The sequence below is a fragment of the Limosilactobacillus sp. genome, assembly GCF_051873035.1.
GTDB lineage: Bacteria > Bacillota > Bacilli > Lactobacillales > Lactobacillaceae > Limosilactobacillus.
On the sequence record NZ_JBJEEL010000060.1, the window covers coordinates 1 to 12703 of the forward strand.

11 protein-coding genes are annotated in these 12703 nt (G+C 47.7%); 4 read left to right on the forward strand and 7 right to left on the reverse strand.

The genetic code is table 11. The annotated features are described in order from the left end of the window. Positions 1-212: 212 nt before the first annotated feature. Positions 213-1157, reverse strand: coding sequence for a Dyp-type peroxidase (locus tag ACI31H_RS06310; protein WP_439771141.1), 945 nt, complete (start codon positions 1155-1157; stop codon positions 213-215). A gap of 165 nt (positions 1158-1322) precedes the next feature. Here ACI31H_RS06310 and ACI31H_RS06315 point away from each other — a divergent pair, with 165 nt between their 5' ends. Further along, entirely contained in the window at positions 1323-1982 is a 660-nt protein-coding gene (locus tag ACI31H_RS06315; RefSeq protein ID WP_439771142.1) for a putative quinol monooxygenase, read from the forward strand. A gap of 93 nt (positions 1983-2075) precedes the next feature. Here ACI31H_RS06315 and gtfA read toward each other — a convergent pair whose 3' ends face one another. From gtfA to ACI31H_RS06335, 4 genes are all read right to left on the reverse strand, one after another. After that, entirely contained in the window at positions 2076-3533 is a 1458-nt protein-coding gene (gene gtfA / locus ACI31H_RS06320) for a sucrose phosphorylase (protein ID WP_439771143.1), read from the reverse strand. Positions 3534-3553: 20 nt separating this feature from the next. Beyond that, positions 3554-4777 carry an MFS transporter gene (locus ACI31H_RS06325; protein WP_439771144.1) on the reverse strand — a complete coding sequence of 408 codons (1224 nt, stop codon included), beginning with the start codon at positions 4775-4777 and terminating at the stop codon, positions 3554-3556. 258 nt (positions 4778-5035) lie between these two features. Further along, the gene (locus ACI31H_RS06330) at positions 5036-5878 is read right to left on the reverse strand and encodes an aldo/keto reductase (RefSeq protein ID WP_439771169.1); all 843 of its coding nucleotides are present in this window, start codon (positions 5876-5878) and stop codon (positions 5036-5038) included. Between the two features lie 107 nt (positions 5879-5985). Next, positions 5986-6774 (reverse strand): serine hydrolase, encoded by a 789-nt coding sequence (locus ACI31H_RS06335; RefSeq protein ID WP_439771145.1) that lies wholly within the window; start codon positions 6772-6774, stop codon positions 5986-5988. 185 nt (positions 6775-6959) lie between these two features. Here ACI31H_RS06335 and ACI31H_RS06340 point away from each other — a divergent pair, with 185 nt between their 5' ends. Then, entirely contained in the window at positions 6960-8207 is a 1248-nt protein-coding gene (locus ACI31H_RS06340) for a D-alanyl-D-alanine carboxypeptidase family protein (RefSeq protein ID WP_439771146.1), read from the forward strand. Between the two features lie 90 nt (positions 8208-8297). Here ACI31H_RS06340 and ACI31H_RS06345 read toward each other — a convergent pair whose 3' ends face one another. Next, positions 8298-9335, reverse strand: a complete 1038-nt coding sequence (locus tag ACI31H_RS06345) for an aldose epimerase family protein (protein ID WP_439771147.1) — start codon at positions 9333-9335, stop codon at positions 8298-8300. 108 nt (positions 9336-9443) lie between these two features. Between ACI31H_RS06345 and ACI31H_RS06350 the strand changes: the two genes are divergently transcribed. Beyond that, positions 9444-9617, forward strand: a complete 174-nt coding sequence (locus ACI31H_RS06350; protein ID WP_439771148.1) for a hypothetical protein — start codon at positions 9444-9446, stop codon at positions 9615-9617. A gap of 33 nt (positions 9618-9650) precedes the next feature. On the opposite strand, the gene ACI31H_RS06355 is transcribed toward ACI31H_RS06350, so the two are convergent. Next, positions 9651-11033, reverse strand: coding sequence for a DUF2252 domain-containing protein (locus ACI31H_RS06355; RefSeq protein ID WP_439771149.1), 1383 nt, complete (start codon positions 11031-11033; stop codon positions 9651-9653). Positions 11034-11140: 107 nt separating this feature from the next. Here ACI31H_RS06355 and ACI31H_RS06360 point away from each other — a divergent pair, with 107 nt between their 5' ends. Beyond that, positions 11141-12673: a plasmid pRiA4b ORF-3 family protein gene (locus ACI31H_RS06360; RefSeq protein ID WP_439771150.1), complete on the forward strand. Its 1533-nt coding sequence runs from the start codon at positions 11141-11143 to the stop codon at positions 12671-12673. The last annotated feature ends 30 nt before the right edge of the window (positions 12674-12703 follow it).

Consider the following 12703-nt stretch of genomic DNA (forward strand, 5'->3'; position numbering starts at 1 on the left):
CCCCGGGTAGGACAGGCCTTAAAAGACTGGCAGTTTGCCAGTTATTTAGTGGTATCAAGTCATTGAAAATAATAATCCTACTCCGGACAGCCAATCCGCGTCGGTAACTGAACTAGCTGTACTAACATGTGTAGAATTAAAACTTCAATGGTTGATCCCTCCGTTGATTAGATTATAGTCAGCTTAACAAGCTTTGTTTCGGCTGTCAACTCCTAGTTCAGTTCGCCATCAGCAATTTTGTCAAGCAGGGGCCGGGATGGGATAAAGAAGAGTTGGCCGGACAAGATGTCGGAGAAGGTAAGCAGGTAGTCACCCTTGTTGACCATGTTCTCCAGCATCATCTTAGTAACCTTCCAGTAACGAGAGTAACCGATAAAGTAAGTTCCCGTAATTCCGGAAGCGGGGTCAGAATAAGGAACGTTCATCCGGACGATCTTTTGCTCAACCCCGTTAATCTTAGCTTGTGAAGTAACGTTGTGGGCATTCTTGAACTTTTCCCCGTCAGGTAGTTCCAGGTCGGAGAACTTCTTACGACCAATGGCCTTTTCTTGCATTTCCGTGGTTAACTTATTCCAAATGTCCATGTGGTGACGCCACTTTTGTGCAAAGGCGTAGGACCCATTTTCAAAGAACGGATCTTCATCGCCGATAATTGCGTAGTCGGCTGCGTCTTCAACTTGTGGGGCCTCGGTTCCGTCAATAAAGCCGATAATTGCCCGACCTTCAAAGTAGCGGAAGCCCTTGGTCTCATCGACCACCGTCGTAAAGTCCTTTAAAAAGAGCATGCATTGACTAATTAACTCGTAGACCACGGCTTCGTCATTGGCCCGGATGTGAAGGAAAATATCCCCCTTAGTAGCTGGCATTGAGTACTTCTCACTGGCCAAGGTGTGGTAGGGTTCCAGTTCCTTTGGCTTTGGTGCGTCCGGGAAGAGGTAGTCCCAAGCATCACTGCTAAAGCCGAGTGAAGCCTTTAGATTACCCTTATTATCACGGATCCGCAGTGAACGGATAATGGCTTGGTAACGGTCAACAAACTCTTGAATTGCTTCTTGTTCCTTTGCCTGGTCCTGCCGGTTAAGCTCGAGGACCGTAAATTGAACGTGCTCACCAGCATCTTTCCAGACATCTTGTGCTTTGCTTGGATTCATCGACATTGGAAAAGTCTCCCTTCTGTATAATTCCAATTTACAATTTTAATTATATCACTTTCGTGAAATAATGCCGACCGATTGAAGGGGGAAAGAAAGGTTTTGGTTTACTTTATGGCCGCTTTTGTCATATCATATAAGCATTACCAATTATTAAGAGGATCCTAAAAAATGATGAATATGAAGAATTCCGTCGTCTTTAAGATGCACCTAATTGAAACGGCTCCTGATACGCATGACCAATTCTTAAATGCTAGTCGTGGTGACATGGTCACGGCGATTGCAATTGAAGATGGTACCCTCGGGATGTACTCCTCACACCAACCAGAAGATATTACCAAAAACTATGCTTTTGAAGTTTTCGATGATGAGAAGGCCTATCAGGCCCACCGTCATTCCGAAAGTTACCAACAATTTGACCAGCAATTAACCGACGTAATCGTTAAGCACCAGGTAATTGACCTCGTGCCGCAATTTATGGAACACCAGGATGTGGCCTTAAACATCAGTACGCCCAATGATCTCTGGATTAACATTGTCTCGATTAAGGTGGCCGCTGATCACTTGACTGACTTTAAGCAGGTATTGGCCGCTCAACTGGACAATGCCATCAAGAGTGATCCCGGGATTTTAGCGATTTACGCGGGAACCAAAAAGGGTGAACCGACCGAATGGATCATCTACGAAGTTTTCCAATCCGAAGAGAACTACTGTAAGCACATTGCAAGTCCGGACCACCAAAGCTACGTGGCGCAGAGCAAGGAATGGGTATTAGAAAAGAAAGTGGACCAAACGATCGGTGATGTCTTAGTTAACCGGGGAAATAACTAAAAACCTAAATAACAATAAAGGCGAAGTAGGGGTTATCGTAAACTCCTACTTCGCCTTTATTTATTGCTAATTCACGGAGAGACTGCGTACCGGTTACTTTTGTTCCATTACCGTTTCGCCGTTTGCGGTAACCTTGAAGGTCTTGTTGGCAGCGTCGGCTTCGAGAACAGCGACGTTGGCACCATCCTTGTCCTTCCGGGTAATCTTAATCGTCGTTTCGCTTGGGGTTTCGACGTCGATGGAGCCATCCAGGTCAAAGGCTGCAAACTTGTTCCGCCAGGAGAGCAGGTCTAAGAGGTTCTTAACCACTGGCCGTTGAACTTCCTTAGCTACTTCTTCCTTCGTGTAGTAGTGACGGTTGATGTTCCGCCCTTCCTTGGTCTTTTCCAGCAGTTCCAGGTCGTTTGATCCGGCCAGCAGACCAACGTAGTAAACCATTGGGATACCAGGGGCAAAAATTTGGAAGGCCCGGGCTAGTAAGTAGGCCTTGTCATTGTCACCTAAGGCTGAGTAGTAAGTGGAGTTGATTTGGTAGATATCCAGGTTGTGGTATTCAGCACTGGAGTACTTCCGCTTAACGTTAGCACCGACCTTGTACAGCTCGTTGGAGGCGTATTCGATTTCATCATCGGTCAAGATATCCTTAGCGTCAACCACACCGATCCCGTCGTGGGTATCCAGGGTGGTGAATTGCTTCATCGGACTCATCTTCAACCACTTAGCAAGGCGGTTCGTTTTACCAGAGTACAGGGTGTACAGGGTGGTCATTGGCAGGGTGAAGTCGTAGATGAAGAAGCCGTGTTGGGAAATCTTTTGGGGAATCGTGTAGTGTTCGTGAATTTCTGGCAAGATGATGGCCTTGTATGGTGCCAGGATATCTTGCACCTTATTTAAGAGGTCCCAAATTTCTGGTTCAACGAAGAAGTCGTTGGTACCAACCTTCTTAACGGCGTAGGCAAAGGCATCCAACCGGATCATGTCGGCACCGTGTTTAACCATGTCGACCAGCGTTTCCTTGAAGAATTCGTTAGCGACCTTGCTCTTGACGTTAATGTCGATCTGTTCTTCGCCAAAGGTATTCCAGAGGTGTTCCTTGCTACCATCGTCAAAATCGATTTCTTGTTCCGGCGCCTTGTCCTTGCGCTTGTAGATCATGTCAATGTCCTTTTGCGTTGGGCGATCCTTACCGGCCTTTTCCCAGAACTTTTCCCAACGGATGAAGAAGTCGTTGTACTTAGAATCATCGTGCTTCTTCTTGAAGTCCTGGTACATTACGGACTTCTTGGAGATGTGGTTAATCATGAAGTCAAACATCAGGTAGTAGTCTTCACCTAAGGACTCAACATCGCTCCAGTCACCAAAGGCAGAGTCAACGACGTCATAACGGTATGGTGCAAAACCACGGTCCCCGGTAGATGGGAAGAATGGCAAAAGGTGTACACCACCGATGGCATCACCGATGTAGTTCTTTAAGACTTCGTGGGTTTCCTTAATGTTCTTGCCCATGGAGTCAGAGTAGGTAATTAACATTGCTTTGTTTTGAATTGGCATAAGATAAAACCTCCAGTAAGTTAGTGTGCTTGTTTAGCATTACGACGGGTAGCAAAGAAAATAATCAGGGCGATGATGATCAAAACCACACCATAGATTGGGAACGGTGCGGCCAGACCCATCCCGCTGGTTGGTTGTCCTAACAAGTGGTTCGTCCATTCCGCAATCGTCGGTGAGAAGAAGGAACCAAAGTTAAAACCAATCAGGCAAAGTGAAGTGACGAGCGGTTGCCGATTGGCCGGGGCCAGGTCAGGTAACAGGTTGAAAATCAACGGTGAAACTAATTGCAGTGGGAAACCGATCAAAAGAAGACCGATGACCATCAGAATAAAGTTATGGCCGGCAAAGCCAAAGAGAAAGTTTGACAGTGCCATGAGCCCCAGTCCCAGGTAGACGGTTCCAAAGCCTAGGCGCTTCTGGATGGCACCATAGGAAATACCACCGAGCGTGGCCCCAATTAGCATTAAGGAAAGAAGCATGGAAGAGCCCGTGTAGTGGCTGCCGTTAATCGTTACGGCCAGACCAGGGAACCGGTTTTCCATTCCCACGTAGTCGACGACCAGCAAGAAGGCGAAGAGGACCAGCAGGTAGACCACCGGACTAATCTTGGTGATTTGTTTACTGTCATCTTCACCAAGGTCTTCGCCGAGGTCGTCTTCTTTCACCTCGTCATCTTGAGCCTGGCTATCATCCGGAACCCGGATTGCAAAGAAGAGCAAAACGACGAAGGCAAAGAGGTAGACGGCAAAGGAACCATGCCAGCCGACAAAGCTCAGCAGCAGACCCGCCGCGGTTAACGTGCAGGCCTGACCGATTTGTTCAGCTGCCGCCCGCCAGCCCAGCATTTGGGCCCGGACCGTTCCCTGGTACCAAACCGAAATCATTGAGATGGCCTGGGAGTTGTACAGACCGTAACCGGCCCCGAGAATTAGTCGGGAGACGAGGATCGCAGCGTAGTTATTGATAAACATCGGGACGATCCCGGCCAACCCCACAATTGTAACCCCGGCCATGATGATCTTCTTATCGGAAATGTGGAACCATTCCTGGATAAACGGGGACAGGACCACGAAGATCATTACGGCAAAGGAAGGGGTGGTCACCAGGTACTCCGACTGAGTTTGGGTGATGTTCAGGGCCGCCTTTAGTTGCGGGAGGGAACCCTGAATGGCATAAGCACTGGTAACCATGAACGAAACCGAAAGGAAGGCAAGCTTAGTAATGATTGAATTCTTGTTATTCATAGTTATAAGTCACTTTCTTGAAGTTTTTGATAAGCGTTTATCATTTGTTAACAACCATAATATACATCCTTCACTTACTAATGTCAAACGTTTATCAAAATAAAATGGAATTGCTTTCACTGCTAGTAAATCAGCAATTCTTGAAAATTAAATGAAAGCTTGCCGGACTTGATGATAGCGGTATCAAAACTCTATATGCTCACTGTTGATCAGATGATCGTAAAGAAAAAGCCAGGAAATAACTTCCCGGCTTTTTAGTTAATATTGCTTATCGTACTCGTAAACCAGCTCCGGTTCGCGACCGGTCCGCTGGTAGTTATTTAAGGCATCAATCCGTTGCATTTCATCATCGCTTAACGAGAAGTCATAGATGTCAGCGTTTTGGGCAATCCGTGCCTCGTGGATAGACTTGGGGATGAAGGAAACGCCACATTGGAGGTGCCAGCGAAGAATTACCTGGGCCGGTGACTTACCATGAGCCGTGGCAATCGCTTTAAGTACGTCTTGCCCTAGTACGGCTCCCCGGCCCAGTGGACTCCAGGCCTGGGTAATGATCTGGTGGTCCTGGTTGAATTTAAGCAACGGCTTTTGGGTCAATAGTGGGTGAAGTTCAACCTGGTCGACGACTGGCATTTCGTGGGCCTTCGTCGCGAGGTACTGAAGGTGGATCATTTCAAAGTTGCTGACCCCGATGGACTTAGTTAGTCCGGCCTTCTTCATGTCTTCAAAGGCACGCCAAGTTTCAAAGAAGGACCGTTCAATTGGCCAGTGGACTAGCAAGAGGTCAACGTAGTCCAATTGCAATTTAGCAAGTGACTCCTTGACCGAAGCGATCGCCTTATCATAACCTTGATTTTCTTCTGCCACCTTGGTCGTAACGAAGAGTTCTTCACGGGGAAGTTGGAGCTGCTTAAAGGCGGTCCCTACTTGGGCTTCGTTACCGTAGAGCTGGGCGGTATCAAATAACCGGTAGCCATCCTCATAGGCACTTTTGATTGCATTATTCATTGTCTCTTGGCCGGTAACCTTGTATAGTCCAAAACCTTCTTGGGGCATCTGGTTACCGTCTGCTAACTTAAGATAGTTGTCCTTAATTGTCATCATAACCCCTCCTTGTACTAATACTATCTTACCACTGGGAACCCCGAGCATATAAAAAGCCTCAACTATTTGGCATTCGCTAAATAGTTGAGGGTCGGTAGTACTTGTTATTCCATTAAACTCTTGGTTACCCGGGCCAGCTGCTCAATTGTTTGCTGTCCCGTCTGCATCGTGGAGTTCCGGTCGGTGTAAATTGCGATTGTATAGTCGGTTCCATTGTTGTTCTTAACATAACCAATACTGTTAACCATCCACTTGGAATCGCCATAGTTTAACCAACCGTTCTTGATGGCAAAGCGGTTGCTGTCGGCTGAAATTCCCCAGTTCTGGTCGGCATCAACGTTACTCATCAGGTCATTGATATAGTCTTGATCCTGCTGGGAAAGGATTTTCGAGTGGTAGAAAATATTATTTAAGAGCTTCACCTGGTCACGGGGGGTCGTCGTGGAAAGTCCCCAATTCTTGCGGGCGGTAGAAGCAGACATCCCAAACTGGTCAAAAGTGGACTGCAAACCCTGTTGACCACCAAGGCTGTCAAAGAGGGTGGTGGTAGCATTGTTATCACTTTGCTCAATCATCGCCTTAGCAAGGCTAGATTGATGGTCACTTAGCTTCCCGGACTGTTTATGAAGAAGTCCGGCAAGAATGGCTACCTTAACCGTGCTGGCGGTGTGGAAACGGTGCCCAGGGGCGTTGGTGGCTGAGTAAATTTGGTGGGTCCGGGGGGAATAGACTGCAATGGCAACGTTGTCGTTAGAGGTATAAATGACCTTGTTCCAGGCGCTCTTTAGGCGACTGTCAAGTGAACCAAAACGGTGGATTCCCCAAATAGCCAAGATAACAAGAATGATTATAATCCAGAAGGTGCGTCTGCGCCGCTTGAACCGATGATTCATGGTGGATTCTCCTTTTGTACAATAATAAGCATCCCTACTATGATACCGTGAATTTGTAAAAATAAAAGCATGGCCACCAAAACTTAACCAAGCCTTTGCAATTGCAGAAAATAGTATGTTCAAACTGGTTATTTTCGGCTATGATATATGGGTATATCAAAAATAGGAGTATTTTGTCAGAAGTCATGAAAAAAGTAAAAGCTTTGCTTGCTAAGTGTCTGCTGGTAATTATCAGTCTAAACCTCAGCTTAATAGGCCTGGGGGGACTAGTTAAGGCTGATAACCGCCCCTTTTATCCGATGAAGGCGCGGTCAGCGTATGCAATGGATGCCCAAACCGGTCAAGTACTATATGAAAAGAACGCTAAAAAGACTTACCCGATTGCCTCGGTAACCAAGATTTTGACTCTGGCGGTGATTGAGCAGGATATCCGCGACCACAAGCTGAGTTGGAATCAAAAGATTAAGATCAGCCCCGATGTTGCCCAGATGGCCAATGACCCGCGGTGCTCCAATGTTCAATTAAACGCGGGTGAAAGTTATACGGTCAAACAATTAGTAGATTCAATGATGTTGGTTTCGGCCGATGGCAGTACCGAAGCGTTGGCGTTGGCGGATGCCGGTAGTACCGCGGCCTTTAATAAGAAGATGCAGCGGCTGGCGCATCAGGCCGGGGTCCACGATGCTAAGATCTACAACATGGTCGGCTTGCCGAACAGTTACATGGGGGTTCACGCACTGAAAAATGTCGATAAGGATGCCGAAAACCTCTTTTCTGCCCGGGACCTGGGTATGATTTCCAAGTACGTAATTAACAAGTATCCCGAAACGCTTAAGATAACCTCAACCAAGTTTGCTAATTTTGACGTCAGCAAGGATCAAAAGGAGCACATGGTCAACATTAACGCGCTCCTTCCCCAAAACGGTGCCGCACCCAAGGATTGGAATATTGACGGCTTAAAGACCGGGAATACTGATGAAGCGGGGAAGTGTATCGTATCGACCGGGACTTATAACGGTCGTCGGGTAATCGTGGTGGCCCTGCACACGAAGGGCGATTGGAATGACCAGTCCAAGATGCAAAAGGAATTTTACGAGGCCTTATCTAATAACTACCAGTTAGTCCCACTGAATAGTATGAAGGCCCTACCGAAGAATTTGCGGACACGCCACGTTGTCCATGCTAAAAAGCAGCATTCAACCGGTATCAAATTGGCGGCTCCTACGGCTGCCTGGTTACCTAAGAACGCTAACTGGCAGCAAGCCCGGCCTAGTTTCCACCTTGACCACGACCACCGGTCAATGACGGGACAACTGGCGGCACCGCTCAAGAAGGGCGAAAGGGTTGGCTGGATTAGTATCCACCCGGCAGGAATGCCAACTATGAAGATCCCGGTTCAATCGACGAAGACTATTCAAAAAGCACTATTCTAAATTGCTTAGCGAGATACAGGGTGCAAAAGGGCCCAAAGCAAGTCCAAAAATACGGACTGCTTTGGGCCCTTTCTTATTAGCTCAACGAAATTAGTATTCAACGTGCCACTTAATGGTGTATTCCTTTTCTTCACCAGGGTGGAGGTCAATGTTACCAAATTCTGGGTGGTGTGGTGTATCAGACAGGGTCTGTGCTTCCATCGCGATCCCGTTGTGGGGGTGAACTTCACCGTGGTTATATACCGTTGGGTCATCGGAGTTCATGGTGTACATTACCAAACCGTTCCGGTCGGAGTACAGGGTCATCTTCCGGCCGCTTTCCGGATCTTCCAGGGTGGCAACTGGCTTGTCGAGACTTGGTTCCACTTCCCAGATGTCATCAAAACCGTTTTCCTTGGTGGCGGCCATTGGCTTTAGTGCGTCAGCCAGCTTAGTTGGTGTACTGAAGTCAAATGGAGTGCCAGCATTTGCTAGCTTTTCGCCGGTTGGGATCTTACCGTCGTCTACGGCCAGGTGGTTCTTGGAGTTAACGTAGAGCTTCAAGTTATCAATGGTCGTTGCTGATGGCTTTGATAAGTTCCAGTAGGTGTGGTTGGTTGGGTTGAATAGCGTGTCAGCATCACTAGTAGCACTGAACTTCAGGGTTAAGTTATCGTCGTTGTCCAGGGTGTAGGTTGCCGTAACATGCATCTTACCAGGGAAGGTATCCATTTCTTCCGTCAGGGTTAGGCTGAGGGTGATAGCAACGGCATCGTCGGTCAGCTTCGTGCCGTCAACGTGCCAAATATGGCTGTAAAAACCATTCTTTCCACCGTGCAGGGTGTTCTTACCTTCGTTTTGTTCTACGTGGTATTCTTGACCATCAATCTTGAATTCACCGTCGGCAATCCGGCCAGCCACCCGACCGATTAGCCGGTTGGTGCAAAAGCCGTTGCCGGTAAACTCGTCCAGGTTTTCGGAGGTAAGAACCATGTCGGCCTTTCCCCCGTCCTTCGTCGGTACCTTAAAAGATTGTAGTAAGCCGGCAAAATTAAGAATACCAGCTTGCACACCGTTATCATTTGTTAATACGTACTTAGTAACCGCTTGGTCTTGGTACTTACCAAAGGGTACTTTTGCAATTTCCATCTCTAAATTCCTCCTTAAAGAAAGCGCTTAACGTTTACTTAACATTTTACCACAGTTTGCCTAACAATGACGAAGGTGCGTTAAAATATAAGAAAAGGAGGGGCGAAAATGAAAAAAGATTGGTGGCTACGATTTAAGCGAGCCTTTAAGAAGAACTTCATTGACTTTTTAATGATCTTTGCGGCTGAGGATGATTTTATCCATAAGCACAAGCAAAAGAGCAGTATGATTGCTGAGCAGGACCGTTACGGGACCAAGAAAGATACCCCGGAGCATAAATAAAAAGCCGCTCCGTTTTAGGGGGCGGCTCAGAAGTTATTGTTTAACGGCCTTTAGGAAGGCTTGGTAATCCTTAGTAACTTGTTCAACGTAGGCCAGTGACCAGTCGGCGAGACCAGCATCAAGGGCCTTCTGGTGTTTAAGGTAGCCCCGAATCATTGGTGAAGTGGGGCTTTGTGAATGTGCCATGGCGAGGTTCAAGGCACAAACCTGACAGTAAAGCTGGAAGCTGTCGAAGTCGAGCTTGGCAACGTTAATTGACTCTTTCATATCGCGGAATTGCCGGACGTAGTAGCTACGCCCGCCAAACCGGGTACTGGCCAAGAAGGGGTCAGAGCTAGATTGGAGTACCCGCTGGGCAGTGACAATCCGCCGCCCGGCCTTCATCCCCCGTTGAACCGCCTCTTGCACTTGGAGGTTTAGCAGGTTGTAACGCAACGGCAGCGCTTCTTTGACCTGTAAGACGAGGTGGCTACCGTCCAGTCCGGTCAAGAGGATTAGGTAGCAACGGGTACCAAAACTTCCCACGCCAACGCTATAGCGGATAATATCGGTAATGTGGAAGTTAGCTAATAGGACGCGGATATCTTCCCGGGCATTTTGCCGGTAGAAATTATAGCCGGCGACCAGCTGCTGGTAGAGGATGGCGCCGAGGTGCTTGGCACGGGGTGGATTATCACGGAAGACCAGGTCGCCTTCTTCGTTGATCGTTCCCATTTTTTGAATAATTTCTTCGGAATTGCTGTGCTGACTCTTCTTAAAGATCTTCTGCAGCCGGTAGTTCATCTGGTCGCTACCGTCACCCAGTGCCGAAATGGTATCGATCATGTCGTTAATTTCAAAGGAGTAATAAAAGACTTCAGAAAGGGGCAGCCGGTTGGCCCGTTTGATCGCGTGCCGGTAGGTCTTGGTTGTCAACTTGAGGAGGTCGTGTAACTTATCCCGGTCGAAGCCATTCTCTTCACCGGCCAGCTCGGCGCTTACGAGGAAGCGTTTGAGGTCACTTTCCCAGTTGCCAATCCGGGATTCGTCAAAGTCGTTGAGACCGAAGAGGAGCTTACGTTCTGGTGAAGCGTAAAAGCCGAAGTTATTAACATGGGCGTCACCACTAATGACGGTGGGGATGTTACTTTGGTACTGCTGCTTTAGATCTTGTTCCATTAATTCAGCAGTACCGCGGAAAAAGGAAAAACGGTTAGCGAGCATTCGCTGGTGTCGGAGGGGTAATAACTCCGGGATCATCTTTGATTCGGTCATCTTAATCGCGGCGACGGGGTCCCGGTTAACCGGTACAAAGGTTGCCAGTTGCTGGCTAGTAACCTGGGCTTGCCGTTTTTGTCCGGTTTCCTCTAGTTCTTTTTTACTTTTATCTAGTTGTAGTTTTTTAAGATCAAAAATATCAAGCTGAAGCTCGCTCATGATGATCCTCCTTAATCGTGCGTTAATATATTCATTTTAGCTTATTGTCTTATTAAAGTTAATCTGTCACAATATAATAAAAGAATTTATAAAAGGGGCTGGTAAAGGTGATTATTGCTGTTGATTACTCGACTGCGCAGTGTTTACATGTCAATTCACGGATGCCGAATCGGAGCCTGACAAATGATGAATTATCCTGGTCGGTACGGACGACGGGCGACTTTATCATTATCATGAATAATGGACTGAGCCTGCCGATAATTATCCGCCACCCGCAGCGCTTCAATGACTCGCGGTCGTTTGTAGCGGCCTTTAAGCGTGAATTTCTTAACCTGTTGGAGATGACGGCAGTTCCCCATGCCAAAATCCGCCTGGTCCGTGACCGGCAATTTGAAAATGTCTATTTTACTACTGAGATTAGTCCCCAAACGGCACGGCAGTTAGATGAATACCAACACCAGCTGGGTGATTCGATCAACGGTGTTAACTGGGAAAAGCGGCCCACTAATGTTGAAATTGCCTATCAGTTAGCCGAAAAGAAAAAGGTCGCCGCGGGTTTAACGGTGGTGGACGCCCTCGAACAAGATGTAATGATGAACTATCATTTGGCGGCCCACCCGAAGCTAAATGAGCACAACCGGTCCTACCTCTACCGTTCGGCCTCACTGAATGACATTATGAATGCGGTCGCGGTTAACCAGCACTTTATTACGGACTACCAGGCCCACCTGAGTCGGGCTGGTCAAGACGACGATGCGATTGAGCAAAATACCGAAGTAGCAGCGGATTATTTCTCTTACTGCGAAGGACTGGGAATATCACCACTAGATGATCTAACCTTCCCGTATTACTACCTATTGCACTACCGGGAAAATAGTGATGAAAGTGTCACCGATGCCCGTTTACGGGCAGTGATAGTTGCCCTGCAGGAATTGGCGCGCTTTATGTATACACAACGACTCTTTAGTAACAATGACCTGGAGCAGTTTGTTCAAGCGGTTAAACAGGGACAAGATGACTTGCATCGCCAGAATGACCATCAAATTCAGAACATGTTTAACCGCCTTCAGCTGCATGTTGATAAGCGTTGGCAAGGCCTGGCCGCTCCCCGCCGCTATAACCGGCAATGCTTTAAGGTTCGGGTCGAGCTAAGTAATTATTCACCACAGATATGGCGGGAATTTACGGTTGGCGACGATACCCGGTTGGATAAGTTTTGCCTGCAAATATTAGCGCTATTTAACGCGGAGGGAAACCACCTGTTTGAACTAGATAATGGTTCGGACATTTACCAGCTACCTCAGATGAGGAGCGGCTTTGTTAAGACCTTTGACCTGACCGAGCACTGGTTAGGTGACTACCAGGTTGGTGACCATTTTACGTTGGTTTACGACTTTGGTGATACTTGGCAATTCCAGATTACGCTTGTGGATCACCAGTCCCGGCCCCGGCGGCAAAATGATGGTCAGGCGCACCTCCTGGCTGGTTTCGGTAGTGGTATTATTGAAGATATTGGTGGTACGCAAGGATTAGCGCGGGCCGCCAAGGATGATGTGACAATTAACCGTCAATTAGACGTTGATAAATTCCAGGCAGGCTGGGGCGACCGGATTAGTTTACTCCAGCAACGTTACCAATAAGTGCTCCTAACGACTGATTAGCGGTACAAT